Annotated in this window: 25 protein-coding genes; 15 read left to right on the plus strand and 10 right to left on the minus strand. The window is 68.3% G+C overall.

Features of this window, described 5'->3' with window-relative positions:
• The first annotated feature begins 6 nt into the window (after positions 1–6).
• Genes pcaH through C566_RS0116025 form a run of 9 tightly spaced genes read left to right on the plus strand, consistent with a single transcriptional unit; the run spans position 7 to position 7,797 of the window.
• Positions 7–915, plus strand: coding sequence for a protocatechuate 3,4-dioxygenase subunit beta (gene pcaH, locus C566_RS0115985; RefSeq protein WP_018775361.1), 909 nt, complete (start codon positions 7–9; stop codon positions 913–915).
• Positions 916–922: 7 nt separating this feature from the next.
• Entirely contained in the window at positions 923–1,498 is a 576-nt protein-coding gene (gene pcaG / locus C566_RS0115990; RefSeq protein WP_018775362.1) for a protocatechuate 3,4-dioxygenase subunit alpha, read from the plus strand.
• Positions 1,495–3,054, plus strand: coding sequence for a lyase family protein (locus tag C566_RS0115995; RefSeq protein WP_018775363.1), 1,560 nt, complete (start codon positions 1,495–1,497; stop codon positions 3,052–3,054). Before pcaG ends, C566_RS0115995 begins: the two co-directional genes overlap by 4 nt.
• On the plus strand, positions 3,047–3,865 hold the full coding sequence (locus C566_RS0116000) for an alpha/beta fold hydrolase (RefSeq protein ID WP_018775364.1): 819 nt from the start codon (positions 3,047–3,049) through the stop codon (positions 3,863–3,865). The genes C566_RS0115995 and C566_RS0116000 overlap by 8 nt, the downstream gene beginning before the upstream one ends.
• Positions 3,862–4,347 carry a 4-carboxymuconolactone decarboxylase gene (gene pcaC / locus C566_RS0116005; protein ID WP_018775365.1) on the plus strand — a complete coding sequence of 162 codons (486 nt, stop codon included), beginning with the start codon at positions 3,862–3,864 and terminating at the stop codon, positions 4,345–4,347. Before C566_RS0116000 ends, pcaC begins: the two co-directional genes overlap by 4 nt.
• Positions 4,344–5,543, plus strand: a complete 1,200-nt coding sequence (locus C566_RS0116010; protein ID WP_018775366.1) for a thiolase family protein — start codon at positions 4,344–4,346, stop codon at positions 5,541–5,543. The genes pcaC and C566_RS0116010 overlap by 4 nt, the downstream gene beginning before the upstream one ends.
• A gap of 18 nt (positions 5,544–5,561) precedes the next feature.
• Positions 5,562–6,221 (plus strand): 3-oxoacid CoA-transferase subunit A, encoded by a 660-nt coding sequence (locus C566_RS0116015; protein ID WP_018775367.1) that lies wholly within the window; start codon positions 5,562–5,564, stop codon positions 6,219–6,221.
• A 1-nt stretch (position 6,222) separates the two neighbouring features.
• The gene (locus C566_RS0116020; protein ID WP_018775368.1) at positions 6,223–6,930 is read left to right on the plus strand and encodes a 3-oxoacid CoA-transferase subunit B; all 708 of its coding nucleotides are present in this window, start codon (positions 6,223–6,225) and stop codon (positions 6,928–6,930) included.
• 60 nt (positions 6,931–6,990) lie between these two features.
• Positions 6,991–7,797 carry an IclR family transcriptional regulator domain-containing protein gene (locus C566_RS0116025; RefSeq protein ID WP_018775369.1) on the plus strand — a complete coding sequence of 269 codons (807 nt, stop codon included), beginning with the start codon at positions 6,991–6,993 and terminating at the stop codon, positions 7,795–7,797.
• Between the two features lie 67 nt (positions 7,798–7,864).
• Here the strand turns inward: C566_RS0116025 and C566_RS0116030 are convergent, their stop codons facing one another.
• Complete coding sequence (locus tag C566_RS0116030) at positions 7,865–8,104, minus strand: hypothetical protein (protein WP_018775370.1); 240 nt, start codon at positions 8,102–8,104, stop codon at positions 7,865–7,867.
• Between the two features lie 172 nt (positions 8,105–8,276).
• On the opposite strand from C566_RS0116030, the gene C566_RS0116035 reads away from it, so the two are divergent.
• Positions 8,277–9,227 (plus strand): diacylglycerol/lipid kinase family protein, encoded by a 951-nt coding sequence (locus tag C566_RS0116035; protein WP_018775371.1) that lies wholly within the window; start codon positions 8,277–8,279, stop codon positions 9,225–9,227.
• A gap of 71 nt (positions 9,228–9,298) precedes the next feature.
• Here C566_RS0116035 and C566_RS21640 read toward each other — a convergent pair whose 3' ends face one another.
• From C566_RS21640 to mscL, 3 genes are all read right to left on the minus strand, one after another.
• Positions 9,299–10,180, minus strand: a complete 882-nt coding sequence (locus tag C566_RS21640; protein ID WP_018775372.1) for an ACT domain-containing protein — start codon at positions 10,178–10,180, stop codon at positions 9,299–9,301.
• A 96-nt stretch (positions 10,181–10,276) separates the two neighbouring features.
• Positions 10,277–10,870 carry a DinB family protein gene (locus C566_RS0116045; RefSeq protein WP_018775373.1) on the minus strand — a complete coding sequence of 198 codons (594 nt, stop codon included), beginning with the start codon at positions 10,868–10,870 and terminating at the stop codon, positions 10,277–10,279.
• Between the two features lie 97 nt (positions 10,871–10,967).
• Positions 10,968–11,498 (minus strand): large conductance mechanosensitive channel protein MscL, encoded by a 531-nt coding sequence (mscL, locus tag C566_RS21645; RefSeq protein WP_018775374.1) that lies wholly within the window; start codon positions 11,496–11,498, stop codon positions 10,968–10,970.
• 230 nt (positions 11,499–11,728) lie between these two features.
• On the opposite strand from mscL, the gene C566_RS0116055 reads away from it, so the two are divergent.
• The gene (locus tag C566_RS0116055) at positions 11,729–12,811 is read left to right on the plus strand and encodes an FUSC family protein (RefSeq protein WP_018775375.1); all 1,083 of its coding nucleotides are present in this window, start codon (positions 11,729–11,731) and stop codon (positions 12,809–12,811) included.
• A 13-nt stretch (positions 12,812–12,824) separates the two neighbouring features.
• Here the strand turns inward: C566_RS0116055 and C566_RS0116060 are convergent, their stop codons facing one another.
• Entirely contained in the window at positions 12,825–14,162 is a 1,338-nt protein-coding gene (locus C566_RS0116060) for an MFS transporter (protein WP_043467172.1), read from the minus strand.
• Positions 14,163–14,295: 133 nt separating this feature from the next.
• Here C566_RS0116060 and C566_RS0116065 point away from each other — a divergent pair, with 133 nt between their 5' ends.
• From C566_RS0116065 to C566_RS0116085, 4 genes are all read left to right on the plus strand, one after another.
• A complete protein-coding gene (locus C566_RS0116065) occupies positions 14,296–15,075 on the plus strand; it encodes an IclR family transcriptional regulator (protein ID WP_043467200.1) in 780 nt (259 codons plus the stop codon).
• A gap of 96 nt (positions 15,076–15,171) precedes the next feature.
• A complete protein-coding gene (locus C566_RS0116070; protein ID WP_018775378.1) occupies positions 15,172–16,362 on the plus strand; it encodes a 4-hydroxybenzoate 3-monooxygenase in 1,191 nt (396 codons plus the stop codon).
• A 117-nt stretch (positions 16,363–16,479) separates the two neighbouring features.
• Positions 16,480–16,872 (plus strand): nuclear transport factor 2 family protein, encoded by a 393-nt coding sequence (locus tag C566_RS0116075; protein WP_018775379.1) that lies wholly within the window; start codon positions 16,480–16,482, stop codon positions 16,870–16,872.
• Between the two features lie 8 nt (positions 16,873–16,880).
• Positions 16,881–17,969: an FAD-dependent monooxygenase gene (locus C566_RS0116085; RefSeq protein ID WP_043467174.1), complete on the plus strand. Its 1,089-nt coding sequence runs from the start codon at positions 16,881–16,883 to the stop codon at positions 17,967–17,969.
• Here C566_RS0116085 and C566_RS21650 read toward each other — a convergent pair.
• From C566_RS21650 to purB, 5 genes are all read right to left on the minus strand, one after another.
• Complete coding sequence (locus C566_RS21650; protein ID WP_018775381.1) at positions 17,908–18,342, minus strand: acyl-CoA thioesterase; 435 nt, start codon at positions 18,340–18,342, stop codon at positions 17,908–17,910. The genes C566_RS0116085 and C566_RS21650 overlap by 62 nt on opposite strands.
• Positions 18,343–18,468: 126 nt before the next feature.
• Entirely contained in the window at positions 18,469–18,972 is a 504-nt protein-coding gene (locus C566_RS0116095; RefSeq protein WP_018775382.1) for a GNAT family N-acetyltransferase, read from the minus strand.
• Between the two features lie 155 nt (positions 18,973–19,127).
• Positions 19,128–23,984, minus strand: coding sequence for an NAD-glutamate dehydrogenase (locus C566_RS0116100; protein ID WP_018775383.1), 4,857 nt, complete (start codon positions 23,982–23,984; stop codon positions 19,128–19,130).
• Between the two features lie 154 nt (positions 23,985–24,138).
• A complete protein-coding gene (locus C566_RS0116105; protein WP_018775384.1) occupies positions 24,139–24,810 on the minus strand; it encodes a histidine phosphatase family protein in 672 nt (223 codons plus the stop codon).
• Positions 24,807–26,249, minus strand: a complete 1,443-nt coding sequence (gene purB, locus C566_RS0116110) for an adenylosuccinate lyase (protein WP_018775385.1) — start codon at positions 26,247–26,249, stop codon at positions 24,807–24,809. The genes C566_RS0116105 and purB overlap by 4 nt, the downstream gene beginning before the upstream one ends.
• Between the last annotated feature and the right edge of the window lie 78 nt (positions 26,250–26,327).

Genomic DNA, 26,327 nt, shown 5'->3' on the forward strand with positions numbered 1-26,327 from the left:
GCTGCTGTGCCTGAAGAAATCAACCTCGACATCTTCAACGCCGACCCGATCACCGAGGACGTGTCCGACGAAGCCACGGAGGCCGCACCGAAGACGTATGCGCCCGCTGGCCCTGCCTTGGATACTGCCGCGGAGTCGCAGGCGGACCTCAGCGCCGAGATGAAGGCGATCGGCGCCGCCTACGCGCAGGCCCTCAAGAGCGGAGCCCCCGCCGAAACCCAGCCGCGGCTCGACTACGCGCCGTACCGCAGCAGCGTCCTGCGCCATCCCACCAAGGACCTGCACCACGCGGACCCGGAAACCATCGAGCTCTACTCGCCGGCGTTCGGGCACATGGACGTGCACGCGCTGGAAGCGGACCTGACCATCGCGCACAACGGCGAACCGCTGGGCGAACGCATCGTGGTCTCCGGCCGCGTGCTCGACGGCGACGGCCGCCCCGTCGCGGGCCAGCTTGTGGAAATTTGGCAGGCGAACTCCGCCGGCCGCTACATCCACAAGCGGGACCAGCACCCGGCACCGCTGGACCCCAACTTCACCGGCGTCGGCCGCTGCATCACGGGCGCGGACGGCTCCTACAGCTTCACCACCATCAAGCCCGGCGCCTACCCGTGGAAGAACCACCTCAATGCCTGGCGCCCGGCGCACATCCACTTCTCCTTGTTTGGGCAGGAGTTCACCCAGCGGATCGTCACCCAGATGTACTTCCCCGGTGACCAGCTGTTCCCGCTGGACCCGATCTACCAGTCGATCGTGGACCAGGATGCCCGCGACCGGCTCGTGGCCACCTACAACCACGAGCAGACCAAGCCTGAATGGGCTCTGGCGTACAACTGGGACATTGTGCTGACCGGGTCCAAGCGGACCTGGACCGAAAACGAGGCATTGGGCGCAGGAGGCGACGAGAATGAATAGGAGCGCCATGAGTAAACTCACCCCGACACCGGGCCAGACCGTGGGGCCGTTCTACGGCTACGCCCTGCCCTACACCAAGGACCGCGAGCTCCTGGCTCCCGGCTCCCCGGGCTCCATCCGGCTCCAGGGCACCGTCTATGACGGCGCCGGGCACCCGATCCCGGACGCGATCCTGGAGATCTGGCAGGCCGACGCGGACGGCAACGTTCCGCACCGTACAGGCTCCCTCGTCCGGGACGGCTACACCTTTACAGGCTTCGGCCGCAGCGCGGTCGGCAACACCGGCGTCTTCACCTTCACCACGGTGAACCCCGGCCCCACCGAGGAGGGCGCGGCGCCGTTCATCGCCGTCGCCGTCTTTGCCCGGGGCCTGATGAACCGCCTGTTTACCCGCGTCTACCTGCCGGAGGACGAGGAGGCACTGGCCAAGGATCCGCTGCTCAGCTCGCTCGAACCGGACCGCCGCCGGTCCCTCATCGCGCGTCGGGATTCCGACGGCGGCCTGACCTGGGACATCCGCCTCCAGGGCGAGGGCGAGACGGTGTTCCTGGATTTCAGCGGCGCCGAGGGTGCCTCGAAGTGACCTTCCTCGAAACCGACGGTGACTTTGGCCTGCTCAGTCCCGTGTCGGCGTCGCCGCTAGTGGCGGCGCTGACCGGGGACCGTGCAGTGCTCGGCGCCATCCTCAAGGTCGAGGCCGCGTGGGCGGCGGTCCTGGACGAGGCGGGCCTGGCCCCGGCGGGGTCCGCCGCAGTGGTGGCCGCCGCCGCGGACGTGCGGCGGTACGACGTTGCAGGCATCGCCGTGCGGGCCCAAGGCGGCGGCAACCCCGTCATCCCGCTGCTCGCCGACCTCCGTGAACAGGTCAGCAACCTGGACACCGCCGGACTCGGCGCCGTCCAGGCCATTCACACGTCGCTGACCAGCCAGGACGTGCTCGACTCGGCCCTGATGGTGCTGGCCGCCGGGGCCATCCGCGAACTCCTCGCGGAGCTCCGGGCGGCGACGGCCGCCCTCGCAGGCCTCGCCGAAGCCCATGCGCACACGCTTTGTGTCGCCAGGAGCCTGACCCAGCACTCGCTGCCCTACACCTTCGGGCTGCGGGCCGCGCAGTGGTTCAGCGGGCTGGCCGCCGCGGCCAGCCGCCTCGAGGCCCTCGAACTGCCGGTACAGACCGGCGGCGCCGCCGGGACCCTCGCCTCCGGCACTGTGCTCACTGACGGCACTGGACTTACCGACGGCGCTGGGTTGGCCGCAGGGACGCTGACCGCGGCGACGCTGTCCCCGTTTGATCTCGCCGACCGGCTGGCCGCCCGCCTGGGTCTCGCGCCAGTTCCTGCCCCCTGGCACACCAACCGGCTGGCAGTGACCGCGCTCGGCGACGCGCTGGCGGCGGTGACCGATTCGGCCGGAAAGATGGCCGCCGACGTCCTGTTCCTGAGCCGGCCGGAAGTTGCCGAGATTGCGGAACCGCGCGCCGCGGGGCGCGGCGTGTCCTCGGCCATGCCGCAGAAGCAGAACCCCGTGCTCTCCGTGCTGATCCGCAGCGCCGCCCTGCAGGCGCCGGCACTGGCCGCCCAGCTGCATCTCGCGGCCGCTAATTTCAACGACGAACGCCCCGACGGCGCCTGGCACAGCGAATGGGCCGCCCTGCGCCAGCTGCTCCGCCTGGCCCTCGGCGCCGCGGGACAACTGCGGGAACTGGCCGAAGGGATGGCGGTCTTCCCCGGGGCGATGCGCCGCAACCTCGGGCTCGGCGGCCCGCTGCTGCTCTCCGAAGCCGTCACCGCCGCCGTCGCACCACTTTTGGACGGGGCCGTTTTGGACGGGAGCGTTTTGGACGGCCGCGGCGCCGGGACGGGAGCGGACAGGACCGGGAAACAGCGGCTGCAGGCCGTCGTCGACGAAACGCTCCGGGCCCCGGCTGCGGACCAGGCGGACACCTACCGGGCACTGCTCCGCGCGGCTGTCCCTGAAGAGCTGCTCACGGACGCCCGCCTCGAGGAGCTGTTGAACCCGGCCAACTACCTCGGCCAGTCCGTCGAGATCTCCCGCCGCATCCTCGCGGCGTATCCGGAATACACCGGCCAGGCCGGCGCCATTGCCCACCAACTCCAGAACGGAGCCTCCCGTGGCTAGACCCACCGTCAAAGCAGTCCTGCTTTCGCCCCAGCGCGAGCTGGGCGACAAACCCCTCCTCATCGTCGGGCCCTCGCTCGGAACATCCTCCCTGCTATGGAGCCAGGCCGGCACATTGCTGGGCCCCGACGTCGACGTCATCGCCTGGGACCTGCCCGGGCACGGGGTTTCGCCCGCGGCGGAGGAGGCCTTCACGGTCGCCGACCTCGCGGATGCCGTGATCGGCCTGGTCGATTCGATCGCCCCGGGCGCGCGCTTCCACTACGCCGGGGTGTCCCTGGGCGGCGCCACCGGACTGCAGCTTGGCATCAAGCACGGCGACCGGCTCAAGAGCCTCTCCGTGCAGTGCTCCGGCGCGAAGCTCGGCACTGCCGAGGGCTGGCTGGAACGTGCCGAAACCGTCCGCACGCAGGGCACCCCGGTGATGATCCAGGGTTCCGCGCAGCGCTGGTTCGCCCCGGGATTCATGGAGAGCCAGCCGGAACTCAGCAGCCGGCTCCTGCACAGCCTCCGGGACGCCGACCGTTTCAGCTACGCCTTCTGCTGCGAGGCGCTGGCCGGCTTCGACGTGCGGGACCAGCTCGGCACCATCCGCGTGCCCACCCAGGTAGTGGCCGGCGCCCTGGACGCCGTCGCCCCGCCGTCGATGGCCGGGGAAGTCGCCGCGGGCATCACCTCCGGCGGCGGCACAGCCACGGCCGTCAGCCTGGAGGGCGTGGCACACCTGGCGCCGTTCGAGGCGCCGGGCCACGTCGCCGAGCTGCTCAAGGGCCTCATCACCTGGACCGAAACCCAGGGAGCGGGAGCATGACTTTCTCCGAAACCAGCAGGGCCGAATTCCACGGGCCCGAACGCAACGGTGTGGTCCAGCCCGGCGCGACCAGCCAGGAAATCTACGACGGCGGCATGAAAGTCCGCCGCGAGGTCCTCGGCGCCGCGCACGTGGACCGCGCCAACGCCAACAAGGATTCCTTCACCGAGGACTTCCAGGACATGATCACCAGGATCGCCTGGGGCGGCATCTGGACCCGGCCCGGGATCAGCCGCCAGATGCGCTCAGCCGTCACCCTGACTGCCATGGTGGCCCACGGGCACTGGGAAGAACTGGCCATGCACATCCGCGCCGCCATCACCAACGGCCTGAGCCGGGACGAGATCAAGGAAATCCTGCTCCAGACAGCCATCTACTGCGGGGTCCCCTCCGCCAACACCGCCTTCAAGACCGCCCAGCACGTCTTCCATTCCATGGACGAGGCGGCCAGGGACGAGGCAGAAACGGACAAGAACCCATGAATCAGGCATTTATCTATGACGCCGTGAGGACCCCGTTCGGGAAGTTCGGTGCCGGCCTTGCCGGGGTCCGCCCGGATGACCTTGCCGCGCACGTGATCCGCGAATCCGTGAAACGCGCCCCGAAACTCGACGTCGAGCGGATCGATGAGGTGGTGTTCGGCAACGCGAACGGCGCGGGGGAGGAAAACCGCAACATCGCCCGGATGGGCACCCTGCTGGCCGGGCTGCCGGTCTCGGTCCCGGGCACCACGGTTAACCGGCTCTGCGGGTCCTCCCTGGACGCGGCGATCATCGCCTCCCGCCAGATTAATACCGGCGACGCCGACCTGATGCTGATCGGCGGGGCCGAGTCGATGTCCCGGGCCCCGTGGGTGCTGCCCAAGACCGAGAAGCCCTACCCGGCCGGGGACCTGACCCTGGCCTCCACCACGCTGGGCTGGCGCCTGGTGAACCAGGCCATGCCCGCGGAGTGGACCATCTCCCTGGGCGAGGCCACCGAACGGCTGGCCGAAAAAAACGGGGTCAGCCGTGAGGCGCAGGACGAGTTCTCCGCAGCCTCCCATAACCTCGCCGCCGCGGCGTGGGACGAGGGCTTCTACGATGCCCTGGTCGCCCCGGTCCCGGGCACGGACCTGGTCCGCGACGAGGGCATCCGTCCCGGGTCCTCGGCCGGGAAGCTCGCCGGGCTCAAGACCGTGTTCCGGACCGAGAACGGGACCGTCACGGCCGGGAATGCCTCCCCGCTCTCCGACGGCGCCTCCGCGGCCTGGCTCGGCTCCGAGGCCGCCGCCGGGCTGCTGGGGATGGACCCGCTGGCCCGGATCGCCGGGCGCGGCGCGCACGCCAACGATCCGCAGTACTTCGGTTACGCCCCGGTCGAGGCCGCGAACAAGGCCCTCGCCAAGGCCGGGATCGGCTGGGACCAGGTCGGCGCCGTCGAGCTGAACGAGGCGTTCGCCGCGCAGTCCCTGGCCTGCATCAACGCCTGGGGCATCGATGCGGGAATCGTGAACCGGCACGGCGGCGCGATCGCCATGGGCCACCCGCTCGGCGCCTCCGGCGCCCGGATCCTGGGCACCCTGGCCCGGTCCCTGCAGGCCTCCGGGCAGCGCTGGGGCGTCGCCGCGATCTGCATCGGCGTCGGCCAGGGCCTCGCCGTCGTGCTCGAAAACGTAACTTCCCGCAATGCGGCATAGAGGACAGGGCTAAGAGAGATGCTGAATTTCATTGACACCGTCGGCGAGGCCGTCGCCGGCATCAAGGACGGCTCCACCGTGATGATCGGCGGCTTCGGCAACGCCGGGCAGCCGTTCGAACTCATCGACGCGCTGCTGGAGTGCGGCGCCACCGACCTGACCGTGGTGAACAACAACGCCGGCCAGGGCGACCAGGGACTGGCGCTGCTGATCAAGGAGGGCCGGGTGAAGAAGATGATCTGCTCCTTCCCGCGGCAGTCCGACTCCTGGCACTTCGACACCAAGTACCGCGCCGGCGAGATCGAGCTCGAACTCGTCCCGCAGGGAAACCTCGCCGAGCGGATCCGAGCTGCCGGTGCCGGGATCGGCGGCTTCTTCACGCCCACCGGCTACGGCACCATGCTCGCCGAAGGCAAGGAAACCCGCTTCCTGGACGGCAAGTGGCAGGTGTTCGAGACTCCCATCCACGCCGACGTCGCCCTGATCAAGGCCCTCACGGCGGACGGCAGGGGCAATCTCGTCTACCGCAAAACCGCGCGGAACTTCGGTCCCATCATGGCCGCCGCCGCGAAACACACCATCGCCCAGGTGTCAGAGGTTGTCCCCACCGGCGGCCTGGACCCGGAAAACATCGTGACCCCCGGCATCTACGTCAACAGCATTGTGAAGGTGGCCTGAGATGAGCATCCCAACCAATGACCAGGGTCTGCGGACCGGCAACCAGGCTGGTCTCCAGACGTCCGACAAGCCGCTGGGCCGTGACGATCTCGCCCGCCTCGTGGCCCGTGACATCCAGCCCGGATCTTTCGTGAACCTTGGCATCGGCCAGCCCACCCTGGTCTCGAACTACCTCGAACCGGAGCAGAACATCACGCTCCACACCGAGAACGGGATGCTCGGCATGGGCCCGGAAGCCGCCGGGGACCAGATCGACGGCGACCTCATCAATGCCGGCAAGATCCCGGTGACCGAGCTGCCGGGGGCGTCCTACTTCCACCACGCTGACTCCTTCGCGATCATGCGCGGCGGCCACCTGGACATCTGCGTGCTCGGCGCCTTCCAGGTCTCCGCCACCGGTGACCTCGCCAACTGGCACACCGGGGCCCCGGACGCGATCCCCGCCGTCGGCGGCGCCATGGACCTCGCCACCGGCGCCAAGGACGTCTTCGTCATGATGACGCTGCTGACCCGCGACGGCGTGTCCAAACTCGTGGAGACCTGCACCTACCCGCTCACCGGGATCGGCTGCGTGACCCGCGTCTACACCGACAAGGCCGTCTTCCTGACCGGCTCCGACGGCGTCCAGGTGCGGGAGACCTTCGGCTGCACGCTCGAGGAACTCCAGGCCATGGTCCCGATGCCGCTGCGGGCGGCGGAGCCAAGCTGACTGTCCTGCGGCCGGAGAACGTGTGCCCCGCTAAAGTGATGCGGGACCGAGAGGCGAAAAATGATTGAGCCAGCCAAGAGCGGCGGCGCGCCCGCGGCCAGCGACCAGTACGTGCAGTCGCTGGCGCGCGGCCTCGCCGTGATCCGTGCCTTCGACACGGAACATCCCAAGATGACGCTGACCGAGGTCGCGGCCCGGACCGAGCTGACCCGGGCCACGGCCCGGCGGTTCCTGCACACACTCGCGGAGCTGGGGTATGTCCGCACGGACGGCAAGATCTTCGCCCTGACCGCCAAAGTGCTGCAGCTCGGCTACGCCTACTTGTCCGGGCTGTCCCTGCCGCAGCTCGCCCAACCGCACCTGGAAGAACTCTCGCTCGAACTGGGGGAGTCGACGTCGGCCGCGGTGCTCGAAGGCACCGACATCGCCTACATCGCCCGGGTGTCCACCCGGCGGATCATGACGGTCGGCATCACGGTGGGCACCCGCTTCCCCGCCTATGCAACCTCCATGGGCAGGGTGCTGCTCGCGGCCCTCCCGCCGGCGAAGCTGGAAGAGTACCTCGCGGCTGCCGAGATCCGGCCCCTGACTCCCGGAGCCATCGGAACGCGGGCCGCCCTCCTGGCGGAGCTTGATACTGTTCGCGCCCAGGGCTGGTGCCTGCTGGACCAGGAGCTGGAGCTGGGGCTGATGTCCATTGCGGCGCCCGTCCATGACGGGCCCAAGGTGGTGGCGGCGATCAACGTCTCGCTGCAGGCCCAGACTGTGTCTGCGCAGCCCGATCCCGATGCCTACCTCAAGGCCGTGCGTGAGGCAGCGTTGGCCACGGCGGAAATCATCTCCGAGGACCTGACCTCGGGACGGTGAACCGCGCCCCAGACGGCACGTCTGGAATGGATACGTCTGAGAAGAGATACGTCTCGGCAGAGAACCGTCAGGAGGAAGCGGGGCCCGGGATGGGCTTTGTTGAAACCGTGATCGTAACGCCCCCCGGTTCGTCACCGATTTTCAGGTGCAAGTCCCTGCCCACCAGCAGGGCATGGATGTCTTCGCTGTCTCCGGGCGCGATCTGCTCGGCCAGCCGTGTGAGCGCCAGTGCCATCGCCCGGCCCCAGTCATGGGGGTCAATGCTGGATGATTCTGCCGTCGCTGAGTAATTTTCTGATTCAGTCATCTGCCCCCGCTTTCGGCGTCCGGAGCGCAGCGTCCGGCACATCACGAAGCCCAGTCTAGTGAGCCTGCGGAGCGCACGTCCACGATTCGCGCTGGCCCTGCGCAGGTTACGCGGGCACTGCGGCTAGGATTTTAGTTCGGGTACTCTTCGCCCAATTGCCCCTAAGGACGCCATGACAGAGAACAGCACCGCGACGCCGGAGACCCCGGACAACGCCCCGTCCCGGCGCGCCGCCGTGGTTATCAACCCCATGAAGTCTCCCGGCGAGAGCTTCCGCGCCTCCTTCTTCCGCCTCTGCGAGACCCAGGGCTGGGCCGAGCCGCTGTGGCTGGAAACCACAAAGGAGGACACCGGGCTGGGCCAGGCCCGCGAGGCGCTGGAGGCCGGAGTCGACGTCGTGATCGCCGCAGGCGGCGACGGAACGGTCCGCTGCGTGGCGGAAGTCCTCGCAGGCACCGGAACGCCGATGGGCCTGGTGCCCCTGGGGACCGGCAACCTGCTGGCCCGCAATCTCGGCATCGACATCACCGACCCCGTGGCTGCCAGCTACGACGTCCTGAGCGGCACGGACACCAAGGTGGATGTGGTGAAGGCGTCGCTGGACCACGCCGAGGCGGAGTCCACCTTCCTGGTGATGGCCGGTCTGGGCTACGACGCCGCCATCATGGCCAACACCGTGGACGAACTCAAGGACCGCGTGGGCTGGCTCGCCTATGTCGAAGCGGGCATCCGGCACCTGCCGGGCAAGCCCATCAGGGCGAAAATCAGCATTGACGGCCAGCACCCGGTACGGCGCCGGATCCGCAGCGTGATGGTGGGTAATTGCGGCAAGATCATGGGGGGCGTGGAAATCTTCCCCGACGCCAAGATCGACGACGGCATCCTGGACGTCGTGATTTTGGCGCCCATCGGCCGGTTCGGCTGGCTGGATGTGCTGGCCGGCGTCTTCGGCCGGAGGAACTCCAAGAACGCGTCGGTGGAATATTTCGCCGGAAAGTCAGCCGAGATCGAACTCGCCCACGAGCAGGAATTCCAGCTCGACGGCGACCCGCTCGGCAAGGCCAAGCATCTCAAGGTCACGGTCGAGCAGGATGCCCTCACCATCCGGATGACAGGCATCTGACCCCGGGCCAACCATTGCCGGGCCGGCCCTTTCACCGGCCGGTCGGGCGGGCCGCCGGCCGGGCTGGCCGGCTAACGTGCCGCCGGCCGGTGCGCCAGGATCTCCGCGAGTTCGGCCAAACGGTGCGCGCGGGCGGATTCGGCAGGCGTGAACGGCTCACCGGGCCGGGAAAACGTAATGGGGCCGTGCCACGCCGTAGGGATTTTCAGGACCGTCCCGTCACCTCCCGGCCGCGGCGAAGCCTCGGCGTTGCCGGCAGCCGGTCCGGGGATGATCCGTGCCCGCAGCAGTTCCGCGACCGCCAGCGGCAGCTCCTCCGGGCTGGCGGCGATCCGGGCGGCCAGGCTCAGCGCGCCGGTTTGCCCGTCGGCCATGGCCAGGGCGGTGGTCGGCCACACGTGCGGATCCGCTCCGCCGCCGGCCCGCAGCGCCCGGAGCAGCTCGGCTTCGCGGACTTCACCGGGTGCCGAGAGGACAAACTCGTCCAGCACACCGCCGGCCACGGGGTGAACATGAATGCTGAGGATGTTCGTGTTCAGCCCGGCCAGGGCCTGCGTCAGTTTCTGCAGCGACCCGGGCTTGTCTTTCAGGACGGTCCGCGCCCGCCACAGGGCGGGTGCGGCGCCGAGCCGTTTGCGGTGGCGCAGGGCCGGGGCATGCAGCCAGCCCCTGAGCATCCGGGCCGCCGACGGTTCGGCCACCCAAATCACCAGGATGGTCGCGGTCATGGTCAGAACCAGGACCTTGCCAACGTACGGCAGATGGGTTCCCACCACCGCCGCGTGCACCAGCAGCTCAATCGGAAGCATCACGGCGACATTGGCCAGGGTCAGCCGCGCCTTGGTCGGCTCGGGCATCTGGCCGCACACTTCGCAGCTCAACTCGGAGGTGGCCGGGGACTGGGCTTTGCCTGGGGTTTTGGCAGGGTTTTTGCCTGTGGCGTTGCGCGTCATGCTCCCATGATTCCGGCCGGCTGTTTCGGCCGGATTGCCGCCGGGTGACGGTTTCGCGCCGGAACCGGGACCGGCACAGGGCAGGGGAGCGGGCTGTTACAAGCCCGGCCCAGCCTCCACGCCGTTCCGGAGCAAGCCACGGTGGGCGTAGAGGTCGCGGAGCAGGGCGACTTCGGCCAAGTGGTGGATCATCTCGCGGTTGATGTGCAGGACCAGTGCTGCCATCGGGGCATCGGCGAACGGACCCTCGGCCGGCCCGCAGGGCGCCGCCAAACCCGCTTCATGGAGGCCCTTCACGCCCTGGATCCACCGGTCGTAGTACTCGTCCAGCTGGGCCAGTGCCCCGGCCGCGGTGCCGGGGTAGGCGAAGGACTGGTAGTCCACCGCAGGACCGCCAAAATGCGATGCCGTGCGTGCGCCGAGGACGCCGACCAGAATGTGGCACAGGCGCCACGCAATGGTTGTCACCGGAGCGGGAACGGGCTCCGGGTAGCTGAAATCAATGGTGAAATCGCCCGAACCCGGCGCGCCCGGGGGCGTTGAGGCGTCCTTGCGGCGGACATTCCAGCCCGGCGCCGGCTCCCAAAAGTACTCGTGGTCAGTCAACCCGTCCAGACGGGGGCGGGCCTGGTTGGCAAAGTGCCAGTCCAATTGGTCCACCAGCTCGTGGTTCCAGTGAACATCCGGCATGGTGTTCCTCCTTGGCATCCGGGCTCGCGCGGCGGGGGCGTCTACATCAAAGCACTCCGGAACACCCGCCCGCCAGAGGGCGCACAGCAATGACGGCTCAGGCGTGAGTTCGGCTTGCGACTCCGGCCGGTTCGGACGGCAGTGCCTTCCCGGACGGGTACTCCCCCTCCGGGTGCTCCCCGTCCGGGTGCTCCCCGACCCGGGCGCGGTTGGCACCGGCTTCCGGGCCGGCCAGATTGGCCAGCAGGTCGCGGATCTCGGCCAGCAGCGCGGTGTCGGCCGGGATCGGCTCTTCCTCGGGCTCGGCTGCGCTGAGCCGGCTCTTGACCATTCGGTTGATCCGGTTCATGGGGGCCACGAAGATGAAGTACACCACCGCGGCGGTGATGAGGAAGGTCAGGAAGGCCGTCACCACGGCGCCGATGTTGACGAAGGTCTTGTCGTTGCCCGGCCAGATGTGAAAGCCCAGGCCCTGGGTCTGGACGCCGCCGGCGGCCGCGAGGATCGGGTTGACGATGTTCGAGGTGAACGCGCTGACCAGGGCGGTGAAAGCGGTGCCGACCACGACGGCGATGGATAGTTCGATCACGTTGCCGCGCAGGATGAAATCCTTGAATCCTTTGAGCATGGGGAACCTCCGGTGTGCGTTGCGGGCTTGATTCAACCGCTAGACGCTACCACTTCGCGGTGCACCCGGCCGATCCCGATCAACGGATTCCGATGCCGCCGCCGCGCCCTTCCGGCGTAAACTCCGTCTTGGATGCCAGCGCCGCCGTCGTAACACTCCGGCTGCAACGAAAGGCGTCCCGACCCGTGAGAACCCGCCCATGAAGGACTTTTCGCTGTGAGGCCGGCGCCATGAAAGTGTTCGCCGAGATGTTCACCATCGCGCCGGGCAACAAGGACCACCAGGTTGCCTTCCGCTGCGCCGTGGGAGTCTTTGTTCCGCTGATCACGCTGGTACTGCTGGACCGCCTGGATCTGGCAATCTTCGCTTCCTTCGGCGCCTTCACCGGCATCTACGGCCGCAACGAGCCGCACGCCAGGCGCCTGACCCTGCAGGTCCGCGGCGGCGGGCTGATGCTGCTGGTGATGTTCCTGGCCGCCCTCACCGCGCGGGTGGACGCCCTGGCCGGGCTGTCGGCGGCCGGCACCACGTGGGTCCTGGTCGTGGCCACCACCGTGATCGCGTGGGGATGCTCCCTGGTTGTCGCGTGGTGGCGCCTGCGTCCCTCCGGTTCGCTGTTCCATATCTTCGCGTTCGCGGCCATCGCGTCAATCCCCAACCAGCCGCCGCTGTGGCAGGCCATGCTGGTGGCGGTCCTCACGGTGGCTTTCTCCCTGCTGCTCGGCCAGTCCTCACGGGTGGCCCGGAGCCACCGGACCCCGTGGGTGAATCCGAGGCCGGCGGCCCTCACTCCGGAGGAGAAGCGCACCTCGTGGCACGAAAGCTGGGGCTACCTCGTGGCGGCAGGCCTGGCGGGAACACTGGCTACCCTGGCCGGGGAATGGCTGGGCATTGGCCACAATTACTGGGCGATGGTGGCCGCCGTCGTCCCGCTCGTGGGCCACACCACCCGGCACCGCGTCAGCCGCGGCCTGCAACGCGTCGCGGGCACCGCCCTGGGGCTGGTGCTGCTCGCCGGAATCCTGCTCCTGCAGCCGACGCCCTGGCAGACGGTGCTCGTGATTGCGGCGTGCCAGTTCGGCGCCGAGATGTTCATCGCCCGCCAGTACATGCTGGCGCAGGTTTTCGTCACGCCGCTGGCCCTGACCTCCACGCTCCTCGTGGCGCCCGTGCCCCCCGGCCTCCTGCTCCGCGACAGAATCGTTGAGACCATCATCGGCGCCGCCGTCGGCATCGCCGTCGTGCTGGCGCCCGGCGCGTGGCGCAAACTCAGGGGCCGCCACGAGGCGCAGGCCCCGGAGCGCTTCTCCTAGGAGTGGCTGACGGCTACGGGTGCCCGACGCTGGCGCCGGTGCGGGACACAGCCGGGACGGTCTGCGGGACGAAGGCGAGGGCGATGACCGCCAGGACCGCGGCGGCGGCGAAAACATAGAAGCCCCACGGGTAGGCGATGCCGGCGGCCACCAGTGCGCCGGTGACGGCCGGGCCCAAAATAGCTCCCAGCCTGCCCACTCCCGCGGCGAAGCCAAGGGCGGTGCCGCGCAGGCGGACCGGGAAGAGCTGGCTGACCCAAGCGTAGACCAGAACCTGGGAGCTGAAGACGAACACGCCGGTGACAAAGACGGCGGCATAGAGCACCACTTCGTTCTGGATCTGGATGCTGAGCGCGGCCAGGAACACGGCGGAGAGGCCAAACCAGAGCAGGACGATCTTCTTGGTGCCGTGCCGGTCCGCCAGGACCCCGGCGATCAGCAGGCCCACCACGGCGCCCACGTTCAGGACCAGGAGCAAGGCGAGGCCGGCGTTCAGGCTGTAGCCGGCGGAGGCCATGAGCTGCGGCAGCCAGGTGTTCAGGCCGTAGACCAGCAGCAGCCCCATGAAGGACGCCACGGCCACGCCGGCCGCAATCAGCGGGTAGGGCTTGCGGCCCAGGTCGCGGAAGCTGGCGCGTTCCTCCGCGGGCGAGGACGCGGCCACTGCTCTGTCCGGGGTGGCCGCCGGGGTGCCGGCAGGGGCGGCAGCTGCAGATCTGGCAGCTGCGGACTTGGCGGCGGCGGGGATGTGGTGGACCGGCGGGAGGGTCTCCGGAAGCTTGAACCACAGGAAGGGAACCAGGGCGAAACCGGCCAGGCCGCCGGCCACGAACATGGTCCGCCAGCTCGGAATGACCATGAGGGCCAAGAACGCGGTGGCCACGGCGCCGACGTGGTACCCGGTCATGGTCCGGGTGGTGGACTTTCCGGCCGTTCCGGCGGGTGCGTAGTCGTTCATGTACGCCAGGGCGGCGGGCAGGCAGGCGCCCAGGCCGAGGCCGGCCAACAGCCGGAACGTGCTGAACCACGCCACGTTGGGTGCGAAGACGACGGCGATCGTAAAGAGGGAGAACCATGCCACGCAGGCCACCAGCAGGTTCCGCCGGCCGAGGCGGTCCGAGAGCGGGGCGATGAAGAGCGCGCCGAGCCCCACACCCACCAGGGAGACGGTTGCCGCGAACGTCGCCCCAACGGCATCGAAGCCAAGTTCCTGCGACTTGATGAGGGTCGGGATGACGGTGCCGAGCACCACCAGGTCAAAGCCGTCCAGCACCATGGCCAGCCAGCAGAGCCACACGGGCCACCGTGATTTCTGCCCCGATGACGACTTGTCCAATGACGACGTTGACATTGTTACCTCAGCATTAGTATTTATGTGATTCCGAGCGGCCGGCCGGTGCCGGCCGGCCTCTTTCCATTGTGAGAGTTCTATCACTGCACCGTGTTGCATGGGACACTTAAAACCATTCAACGGAAGGAGCATGGTGGCCAATTCGAACTCCGGCGATTCGGTGGTGGACCGGGTCCTGCGGTTAATTGCCGCGTTCCCCGAAGGTGTCACGGCGCTGCAGCTCTCGGAGCTCGCCGCGAGGGCGGAGCTCCCCCTGACCACCGCGCACCGGCTCGTCCGGCAACTCGCCGGACATGGCCTGCTCGACGTCGGCCCCGGCGGCTCCGTCAGCCTGGGCCTGCGGCTCTGGGAACTCGCCAACCGCAATTCGCCCACGCTCGAGCTCCGCCAGGCCGCCCTGCCGTTCATGGAGGACATCCAGCAGGTGCTGCATCAAAACGTGAACCTCGCCGTGCTGGACGGGCGGGAAGCGCTCTTTGTGGAGCGGCTGTCCCGCCGCGGCTCCGTCGCCAACCGGGCGCAGGTGGCCGGGCGGATGCCCGTGCACGTGTCCTCCGCCGGGCTGGTGCTCATGGCCAACCAGCCCCGCCCCGTCCAGGCCGAATACCTTGAGGGATTCAGTGATCCGACCGGCCGGCTGGCCCTGGAGGACCTCCGTGCCCTCCTGGGCGAGGCCGCCCATCTGGGTTATGCCCAGCTGGCCGGCGTCGTAGACCCGGACACGTGGGGGATCGCGGTTCCCGTGCTGGACCGCAGGAAGCACGCGGTGGCGGCCCTCGGCGTCGTCGTTCCCCTTCGAGAAGTGCGCCTGCAGGCGCTCGTTCCCGCCCTCCAGACCGCGGCGCGCGGGATCGGGCGGCGGCTTGGCGAGCCCCGCGAGAACCCGGCATTCCATTCAGCGGAATCTCTGTAACGCGCATCACGGCCGTGGGAGCACACTGTTAGCCAGACGAACCCAACCGGCCCCAGGCGCCCGCCCCCCGGGACCCCGCAACGAAGCGAGACGCACATGGCACAGCGAAAAGTCATCACCACCCAGGTAGCCATCATCGGGGCCGGTCCGGCCGGGCTCATGCTGTCCCACCTGCTGGCCAAGGCCGGCATCGAATCCACCGTCCTGGAGATCCGCAGCCACCAGGAGATCTCCGAGACAGTCCGCGCCGGCATCCTGGAGCACGGCTCGGTCAATATGCTGGTCGACAGCGGCGTCTCCGACCGCGTGCTGCGTGACGGTGACCGCCATGACGGAATCGAACTGCGCTTTAACGGTGAAAGCCACCGGATCGACTTCCAGGACCTGGTCGGGGAATCGGTGTGGCTGTACCCGCAGACGGACGTGTTCCTGGACCTCGCCGCACGCCGGAAGGCCGACGGCGGCGATGTCCGGTACGGCGTCACGGACACCACCATCCACGACATCGAAGCCAAGCCCAAGGTCTGGTTTACGGACGCGGACGGCGTCGAGTACGAGCTCCAGGCCGACTTCATCGCCGGCGCGGACGGTTCGCGCAGCCACTGCCGGTTCCAGATTCCCGAGGCGCACCGCAAGTGGTACTTCCACGAGTACCCCTTCGCCTGGTTCGGCATCCTGGCCGAGGCACCGCGCAGCTCGGACGAGCTGATCTACGCCAACTCCGGGAACGGCTTCGCCCTGATCAGCCAGCGCACAGAGACGGTCCAGCGGATGTACTTCCAGTGCGACCCCAACGAAGACGTCGACAACTGGGATGACGACCGCATCTGGGACGCCTTCCGCAGCCGCGTCAACGGCAACGGCTTCGAGGTCAAGGAAGGGCCCGTGATCGACAAGACGGTCCTGAAGTTCCGCAGCTTTGTCCACGCCCCCATGCGGCACGGCAACCTGTTCCTCGCCGGGGACGCCGCGCACACGGTGCCGCCCACGGGGGCCAAGGGCCTGAACCTGGCCCTGAACGACGTCAAGGTCCTCTTCGAGGGATTCGACAGCTTCTATTCCACCGGCTCCGCCGCGCTCCTGGATGCCTACAGCGACCGCGCCCTGGACAGGGTGTGGAAGGCCCAGCAGTTCTCCTACTGGATGACCTCCATGCTGCACACCCCGGCCGGCGCCGATGACTTCTCCCGCGCCCGCCAGCTTGGCGAGCTCCAGTCCGTGGTGTCCTCCCGCCACGGCAGCGCCTACCTCGCGGAGGCCTACACCGGCTGGCCGGGAGCCCGCTAGAGCACCCGCAGGATCCCCGGGAAGAAGCGCATATTTCCGTCGACAGGCACCGGGGCCAGGACTAGCCTTGAACCGTCCCAGCATGGCCCGACAAGGACGACGGAGAGGTGTCCGATCATGGGAACGGCAGAGAATGTTGAACTGGTTCGGCGGGGGTATGCGGCCTTCAATTCAGGGGATATGGCGACCCTCCGCGACATGTTCGCGGAGGACGCAGTCTGGCACGTTGCCGGAAGTGGCGTGCTGTCCGGAACCAAACAGGGTCGCGACGCGGTCCTGGCGTACTTCGGCGAACTGGGAGCGCGTACCCAGGGTTCCTTCCAAGCCAACCTCGAGGACATCGTCGGCGGCGAAAACTACACGGTAGCGATCCAGCACACCCGCGGTGAAAACAACGGCAAGACCCTGGACATGGCCACCGTCATTACGTTTGTGGTCCGCGACGGAAAGATCACGGAAGGGCGGGAGTTCTTCGAGGACACGGCCAAGGCGGACGATTTCTGGACCTGACCGAACAACTGCATGATCGGCCCCGCCCACAAGCTGTTTCCATCATCGGCGGCGGCATCGCCGGGCTGGCTCTTGCAGCCCGGCTGGATCCCGCGCGTTTCGAGGTCACCGTCACCGAACAGCGGTACGGACTCCCGACCGTGGGGACATCCTTGGCCATGTGGCCCGCGGCCCAGCGCGCCCTCGGCGATTTGGGCATCCTGGACGCCGTCAGGGAGGCCAGCCCGGCAATCGACGGCATGACCGTCCGGGCGGCCTCCGGGAGGCCATGGACATCAGCGCAGGCGACGGGCCTGATCGGCGTCTCCCGGGTTGACCTCATCCGGCTCCTCGACGCTGCCGTTCCGGGCAGCGTGCGCCGGGTGTCCGGCCGCCTCGACGTCGTCCGGCCCGGTCCCGCCGGCCTCGTGGTGGGCGCCGACGGTGTCCACAGCGCGGTGCGCCGCAGCTGCTGGGGCGCCCGCTCCGGTGCCCGGCCCACCCGCTACCTCGCGGTCCGCGGCGTGGTTCCCGGATCGCTGTGGCGGGGACACACGGGCGAATACTGGGGCCGCGGGCAGCTCTTCGGGATTGGTCCCGCGGCGGCCGGGACCAACTGGTACGCGGCGTTCCGCTCCGGGCCGGGACGCGGAAGCCTCGACGTCGCCGCGGTCCTGGCGGAAACCCGGGTCCGCTATAGCGGCTACGCCCCGGGCATCCGCGACGTCCTGGCCGCTGCGGTACCGGAAACGACCCTGGCGCAGCGGATCTGGACGGCGCCGCCGCTTGGTAGCTACGTCCGCGCCCGGGTGGCACTGCTCGGCGATGCCGCCCACGCGATGACACCCAACCTCGGCCGGGGCGCCTGCGAGGCGCTGGTCGACGCCGTGACCCTCGCGGCGCTGCTCAATACCCGGCCCGTGGACGAGGCGCTGAGCGCCTACAACCGGGCGCGTCACCTGCGCACCCAGGCTTTGCGGTGGGCGTCGTCGGCCGTGATGCGCCTGGCTCTGGCGGAGCGGGGCCAGCCTGTGCGGGACGCGCTGCTGGGCTTGGCTAGTCCTGGTCCAGGGTCTCGGTCAGGTGGTGCGTCGGAATCCGGTCCCGGTCATAAGTGATTTCGGTGTAGCCGTGCGGCTCGGGCTTCCCGGACGGGCTCAGGTTCACGAAGACGATCTCATCAATGGTGAGGATGCTGCGGCGCGTGATCATGTTCCGGACTTCGGCCCGCATGGTCAGCGATGTCCGGCCGAAGCGGGTCGCGGTCAGGCCCATTTCGATCAGGTCGCCCTGGACCGCGGAGCTGACGAAGTTGATTTCGGAGATGTACTTGGTGACGGCCCGGCCGTTGCCCAGTTGCAGGATGGCGTAGATGGCCGCCTCCTCGTCAATCCACTTCAGCAGGCTCCCGCCGAACAGGGTGCCGTTGGCGTTGAGGTCCTCGGGCCGCACCCATTTGCGGGTGCGGAAGGTGATGTCGGCCGGTTCCATAGTGCGAGGTTAGCCGACTCCGTGACGGGCGGCGTTGTGTGACGCAGCAGCACGGCGCCGGCAGCGCGGCACGGCACGGCACCGCACCAGCGGCACCGGCGGCGCCGATCTACGGCGCCGCACCGCCTATGCCATGGCGGTGTGCGCGGCGCTGTGCGAATCGATTGGCTTCGCGTAGCAGTACGAGTGCACCATGCCGACATAGGGGCCGAAGTTCGGCACGGACACGAAGCCGGAGTTCTCGTAGAACTGCCGCCCGTCGGTCTGCACCGAGCCGGCCTCCGCCGTCAGGGTGGTAATCCCCAACGCGTAGGCGTGGGCTTCGAGGGCCGCGAGGATGGAGCTCGCCACGCCCGAGCCGCGGGTGTAGGGCAGCACGTAGAGGCGTTTGATTTCCGCGGTGTGCGCGTCCAGCATGCGAAGGCCGCCGCAGCCGACCGGCTGGCCTGAGGCCTTGTCGTGCGCCACCAGGAACACCGCGGTGTCCGCTTCCGACGGCGGCGGGCCGGGTTCGTGGTCGGGGCGGCCGAAACGGGCCTCGAGTTCCGCCTGCTGGGCGGCCCTCAGGTCCGCGCCGACGGGGTTCGCCCAGGCGACCTGACGGATGTTGAGCCGCGGGTTGGTCTGCATGACTGCCTCGATTCGCCGAAGTGTTATGCAGTCCAAGGCTAGGCACCAGCGGTTTCGGCTGTGTTTCCTGCGGGTAAGCGTCCGAAGAACTGTGAGTTGCGGTGCACTTGCGCCTTCCAGCCCGACGTCCGGGTGGACCTGGCGGTGGCCACAGCCTAGCGCCGCACCAGTGTCCGCAGGAGTTTCAGCGCCACAGAGATCGAGGCGATGTCCACCTGCCCCGGTTTGGTCACTTCCGCGAAGGTATCCTTGAGCCGGCCCAGCTGCTCCTGGTGCCCGCGTTCCCACTCCACGATGCGCTCCACGGCGTCGGATGTGCCGGCCTCTCCGGCACCAGGGCCGTGGGTGGTCTCCATCACGGAGACCGTCATGTCCGCTACAGCGGAATACACATCATCGCGCAGGGCGGCCCGAGCGAGGGCCTCCCAGCGGCTCTGCCGGGGCAGGTCGGTGATGCTGAGCAGCAGGTTCGCGGCGCCGATTCGCTGGAACACCGCGTAGTACACCTCGGCGATGGCGGCGATCGGTTCGCGTACTCCTTCGGAGATCAGGGAAATGTCCAGCAGCCCGAAACTCTCCAACAGGTCCGAGGCCCGCCGGCCCAGCTCAGGGGGCATCCCCACGGCGTCCCAGTGCGCGAGCCGCTCTTGCACACGGTCCAGGTCGGAGCCGCGGAGGTAGTCCACGGTCCGGGTCCGCAGCAGGTCCAGGGTGGGCATGATCCTGCCCAAGGCGGCGTCCACGGGCTGGTCGCGGTGGTCGTGCGTCACGTACCACCGCGTGGCCCGGTCCAGGACCCTGCGCATGTGCAGGGTCGCTTCGGCGATGACTTCGTTGGGATATCCGGCGGGGAGTGCGGCCAGCCGGTTGACGATCCACGGCAGGTCGTAGGCTTCCCGCGCCACCACAAAGGCCCTGGCTATACCTGCGGCCGTCGCAGTGGTTTCCTCGATGGCGCGGAAGGCGAACGTGATTCCGCCGAGGTTGATCATGTCGTTGGCCACCACTGTGCACACGATCTGGCGGCGCAGAGGGTGGCCCTCAAGCTCTGCTTCGAAGCGTTCGGACAGCAGGCGCGGGAAGTACCCGCGCAGGACGCGCCGGAACCACGGGTCGTCGGCAAGGTCGCTGGCATTGAGCTCCGCGGCCAGTTCGATCTTGGCGTAAGCGGCCAGCACCGCAAGTTCGGGCGCGGTCAGGCCCTCACCGGACCGCAGCCGTTCCCGGAGCTGTTCGTTGCTGGGCAGACCCTCCAGCCTGCGGTCAAGGTCGGTGGCGTTCTCGAGCCAGTCCATGGTCCGTTCGAAACCCGGGCTCCATGCCAGCACCAGGTGCCGGTCGTTGTAGAGCAGGACATTCTGGTCCGTGTTATTGGCCAGGACCAGGCTGGCCACTTCGTCCGTGAGGGAATGCAGGAAGCCCGCGCGTTCCGCCGGCTTCATCTTTCCCGCGGCGATCATCCGGTCCACGAAGATCTTGATGTTTACCTCATGATCCGAGCAGTCAACTCCGGCTGAGTTGTCGATCGCATCGGTATTGAGCAGGACGCCGGACAGGGCGGCCTCAATCCGCCCGAGCTGCGTGATTCCCAGGTTCCCGCCCTCGGCGATGATCTTCGTTCGGACCTCATTGCCGTTGACCCTGATGGGGTCGTTCGCCTTGTCGCCAACCTCGGCGTTGCCTTCCAACGAGGCCTTGACGTAGGTTCCGATGCCGCCGTTGTACAGCAGGTCCACGGGCGCCCGGAGGATGGCCTGAAGCAGCGCGTGGGGTGGCAGCGACACGGTGCCCGGGTCCAGGCCGAGGGAACTCCTGACCTGTTCCGTGATGCTGATCGCCTTGGCCCCGCGGGAGTGGACACCACCACCCTTGCTGATCAGCCCTGGATTGTAGTCTGCCCAGGAGGACCGGGGGAGGGCAAAGAGCCGCCGCCGTTCCTCGAACGAGGCCGCCGCATCCGGCGCCGGGTCAAGGAAGATGTGCCGGTGATCGAAAGCTGCCACCAGGCGGATGTGGCGGGAGAGAAGCATCCCGTTCCCAAAGACGTCGCCGCTCATGTCGCCGATGCCGGCAACTGTGAAGTCCTCTTCCTGGCAGTTCACCCCGAGTTCGCGGAAATGGTGCTTCACGGATTCCCAAGCCCCGCGGGCCGTGATGCCCATCTGCTTATGGTCAAAGCCCACCGTCCCGCCGGACGCGAAAGCATCGCCCAGCCAGAAGCCGTATTCCTCGGCCACCGCGTTCGCAGCATCGGAAAATGACGCTGTTCCCTTGTCCGCCGCCACCACGAGGTAATAGTCGTCGACGTCGTGCCGCACCACCCGCGCCGGAGGCACCACTGTTTCCCCGTGCGCGGTGGTGACCAGGTTGTCGGTGACGTCCAGCAGCCCGCGGACGAAGATCCGGTAGCACTGAAGGCCCTCCGTCAGCCAAGCGTCGCGGTCCATGGAGGGGTCCGGCAACTGTTTGGGATAAAAACCGCCCTTGGCGCCGGTGGGCACAATCACCGAGTTCTTCACGTTCTGCGCCTTGACCAGGCCCAGGACCTCGGTGCGGAAATCCTCGCTTCGGTCGGACCAGCGCAACCCGCCCCGGGCCAGTGCCCCGAAACGCAGGTGGACGCCTTCGACGCGGGGCGAGTACACCCAGATTTCGTATTTGGGACGCGGAAGCGGCGCACTGGCAATGGCGGCGGGGTTCAGCTTGAAGCTCAGGTGGAGCCGCCCCTGGAAGTAGTTGGTGCGGAGCGTGGATTCCACCAGGTTCATGAAGGTGCGCAGCAGCCGGTCGGCGTCGAGGACGGGAATGTCGTCGACCGCGGCCAGCAGTTCCTTCCGGGCCGCGTCGGTGTCCCCGGACCGGCCCAGCGCCTGCAGGTCGGGATCAAACTTGGCCCGGAATAGCGCCAAGAGGGCATGGGTGGCCCGGGCATTGGCCAGCAGGGTGTCGGCCATGAAGCCGTAGGAGGTCGTTGTGCCCAGTTGCTGCAGGTACTTGGCATAGCTGCGCAGGATTGCCGCCTGGCGCCACTCGATGCCCTCCCGGAGGACAAGGCCGTCAAAGCGGTCCGATTCCGAGTCCCCGCGCATGGCGGCCGCGAAGGCATCCCGCAGCAGCCCGCTGGTCCGGGCCGGATCCACGCCCGCTGGGTACCGGACGCCGAGGTCATAGAGGAACAACGGCCGGTCGCTCCCGCGCACAACATCGAAGGGCCGTTGGTTCAGCACCTCCAGGCCGAGGTTGTGGAAGAACGGCAGGATCCGCGTCAGGCTATGGGCGGTGGTCAGATAGAGCCGGATCCGTGCGTCTTCGGCCAGCGTCGGGGCCGCAGCCGTGGGGACATGAACGGCCAGTTGAGGATCGTTCAGCGGTCGGCCGCCCGTGCCGTCGAGATCGACCTTCTCAAACCGTCTGATGTCTTCAACCGCGTCCTCGACGTCGAAATCAGCCCGGTAGCTGGCCGGGAAGGCGGCGGACCACAGCGTCGACAGCCGGCTGGCCTCCGCGGACGGCAACCTGGCACGGAGCGCTTCGTCCAGGCCCGCGGCCCAGGTCCGCGTGGCGCTGATAATGCTCCGCTCCACCGCAGCGGAATCGACGTCGGGCATCCCGCCGGCAGGCAGTTGTATCCGGAAGAACACGCGGGCCATCGGGGATTCACTCAGCCGGACCTCGAATTCGAGCGAGGAGGACCTGAAAGCCTGTTTGAGCTCGTTTTCGATCCGGAGGCGCACGGCCGTGCTGTACCTGTGCCGGGGGAGGAACACCAGGGCTGTCATGAAGCGGCCATAGCTGTCAGAGCGCAGGAACACCCGTGTCTGGTGGTGCGCTTGCAGGAGCAGGATCTCCCGGGCAAGCCCGAAAAGTTCATCCAGGTCCCGATGGAACAGCTCGTCCAAGGGGAAGGACTCGAGGACGGTGAGAAGCTGTTTGCCCTGGTGGGAGGACTCGGTGAAGCCGAAGCGTTCCCGGATGGCGTGCACCTTGTCCCGGATCATCGGGATGCGCCGCACGGACCGGCCCGTGGCGCCCGGGGCGAAGAGGCCCACAAACCGCACTTCTCCCGTGCCTTTCCCTGCGCTGCCGAAGATCCGGACGAGGATTTCATCCAGGTAGGCCGGGCGGGGGACCGACGATCTCAGATCAGAAATGGAGATGGTGAGAACCTGTGAATGGGGTAGTCCCGTAACGGGCTGGCGGGCCTCCGGCCGACCGTCCCTGAGCAAACCCAACCCCGTGCCCGGCCGCAACGCCACGGCATCGGTGCCCTCCGACGTCGAGTATTCAAATTCGCTGTAACCCAAGAACGTGAAGTTGCCGCGGTCCAGCCAGTCCAGGAGCTCGCCGAGCTGCTCCGGGGTCGGAACCGTGCCTGCGGGCAGCCGGTCCAAGGAATTGATGGCGCGGGCGAGGCTGGCGTGGATGGCGGGGGTGTCGTCCGCAACCAACTGGACGTCCGCCAGGACACGACGCACGTTGCCGGTGAGCTCCGCGACGGCCCGTGACCCCGGCAGGCGGCCAATCTCCGCCGCCACCCAGGTTTCGGACGACCACCCCGGCGGCTCCTGGGCGGCGCCGGCCGCCACAGCGCCCGGGATGCCGGCGATTCGGCCCGCCGGTGCGGACTGCGAGGACCCATGCCGTATTTCCATCAGCCGGCCAGTCCGTGGATCCCGCCGCACCAGGAAATTGGGATGCACCAGCAACCTGATGGACTCGTTTTCGCGGGCCAGCTCGGCGGTGAGCGAATGGATCAGATGCGGCAGGGTGTCTGCAACCACCAGCAGGACGCTGGCGTCGCTTTCGTTCAGGATGGCGACGGCCGCAGTGCCCGACGGGCGGCTGTCCGCCAGTTCCGCATGGCGCCTGGCCCGCTGCTCAAGGTTTTCGGGACTGTAGCCTTGGAGGTCCTCGGGCGCAGCGTGCTCGTAATAGGCTGCGAGGAACTGTTCATCGAAGACGTGGACTGCGCCGGCGGGCGCATGCCCCGGGTGTTCCGATTTGCGTGACATGCCCCTGCGCCTCCACTGCGCGGGAACATGCGCGGGATCAACCGCATGCCGCGGCCGACCATCCTGTCCCCACGCCTGCTTTCATCATCGCCGCGTCCGGGGGAGCAGTCCAGTCCCGGCCTGCAGCGTGCGCCCCCGACGGGTGCCCTGGCCGCTACGCCGGACGGCCGGTGGGATCCTCCGCCGTCGGATCCGCCAGTGCCAGTCCGCCCACGGGGCTGCCGTCCCAGTGGATGAGTTTCCAACCGTTCGCGGGATCGCCTTCCAGCGCCACGATTCCGGTGTTGTCCAGCACGTGCCGGATGGCAAAGTCCGGTTCGATGTTCTCTGCCCGCAGGCCGGCCCACACCCGGATGGCGGCGCCGTGGCTGACCACGGCCACGGATCCTGAGTCCCCGGCCCCGTTGGTGCGGGCCGCTATTGTGGCGATCGCGGCGTCGTAGCGTTCGAAGAAGTCCCGGCCGCTGGGACCGGCAGGCATCCGGCGCTCCAGCTCGCCGTCCGCCCACGAAAAAATGGTGCCGATGTACCGCTTGTGCGATTCGTGGTCCGTCTGCTTTTCCAGGGACCCGGCTTCGATCTCGTGAAGGCCCTCAAGCACCTCGGTTTCCAGCCCGTGCACCCGGGCGAGCGGTGCCGCTGTGATCTGCGTCCGAACCAGGGTGGAAGCGTACAGGGCAAGGATCCGCTCGTTCGCCAGGGCGCGGGACAACACCTCAGCCTGACGCTGGCCGAGTTCGGTCAGCCCGGGCCCCGGGTGCGCCGTGTCCAGCTGGCCCAGGACATTGCCGGGCGTCTGGCCGTGCCGGATGAGCAGAAGTCTCATTTGAGGTGGTCCACCAGCTGGTCCGCGATGCCCGTGTACCTGCCCGGGGTCAGCGCCAGCAGGCGGGCTTCGGCGTCGGCGGACAGGCCGAGGCTCTGGACGAATTCCTGCATCCGGGCGGCATCCACGCGCTGGCCGCGGGTCAGGTCCTTGAGCCGCTCGTACGGGTTTTCCATGCCGTCGACGCCTGCGATGGCCTCGGCGCGCATGACCATCTGGATGGCTTCGCCGAGGACTTCCCAGTTCGTGTCCAGGTCCGCGGCCAGCACGTCCTCGGCAACCTTGAGCCGGTCCAGGCCCTTGGCAACGTTCGAGATGGCGAGCAGCGAGTGGCCGAACGCCACACCGATGTTGCGCTGCGAGGAGGAGTCGGTGAGATCTCGCTGCCAGCGGGAGGTGACCAGAGTGGAGCCAAGCACGTCCAGCAGGCCGGAGGAGATCTCGAGGTTGGCCTCGGCGTTCTCGAAACGGATCGGGTTCACCTTGTGCGGCATGGTCGAGGAACCCGTGGCGCCTGCCACCGGGATCTGCACGAAGTAGCCGATCGAGATGTAGCTCCAGATGTCGGTGCAGACGTTGTGCAGGATGCGGTTGAAACGCGCGACGTCGGCATAGAGTTCGGCCTGCCAGTCGTGGCTTTCGATCTGGGTGGTCAGCGGGTTCCAGGACAGGCCGAGGCCTTCGACGAAGCTCTTGGCGACGTGCTCCCAGTCGGCGCCCGGGACGGAGGCGACGTGGGCGGCGTACGTGCCGGTGGCGCCGTTGATCTTGCCGAGGTATTCGGTGCGGGCGATCCGGTCCAGCTGCCGGCCCAGCCGGTGCGCGATGACGGCCAGTTCCTTGCCCAGCGTGGTGGGCGTGGCGGGCTGGCCGTGCGTGCGGGAGAGCATCGGCACGGCGCGGTTGTCCCCGGCCATGGCGCTGATCTGGGCGACGAGGGCGCGGGCCGCAGGCAGCCACACATCCTCTACGGCCCCCTTGATGCCCAGGGCGTAGGAGAGGTTGTTGATGTCTTCGGAGGTGCAGCCGAAGTGCACCATGGCGGTCAGCCGGTCGATTCCGATGCCGGGCAGGCGGCGGCCGATGTAGTACTCGACAGCCTTGACGTCGTGGACCGTCACGGCCTCGATCTCGGCCAGTTCGGTGACGGAGGCGGCGTCGAACTCCGTGACGATCGCGCGCAGTTGCTGCTGTTGTTCCGCCGTGAGCGGGCCGGCCCCGGGCAGGACGCTGTTGCCGGTCAGGTGGATCAGCCACTCGACCTCAACAGCCACGCGGTCGCGGTTCAGGGCCGCCTCGGAAAGGTAGTCGACCAGCGGCGCGACGGCGGACTGGTAGCGGCCATCCAGCGGGCCGAGCGCGATCTGGTGGTCGGACGCGGCGAGGGCCAGGCGTCCGGACGGCGTGCGGGTATCAGCTGTGGCGGCAGTTTCAGGCATGTGCCGATTCTTTCACGAAGTGCCGCCGGGCCTTAAGCGCCCCCGTCCTTATGACATTGCCGGCTGGCAGTGCATGGC

Origin of the sequence: Arthrobacter sp. 131MFCol6.1 (genome assembly GCF_000374925.1) — a bacterium.
Taxonomy (GTDB): Bacteria; Actinomycetota; Actinomycetes; order Actinomycetales; family Micrococcaceae; genus Arthrobacter.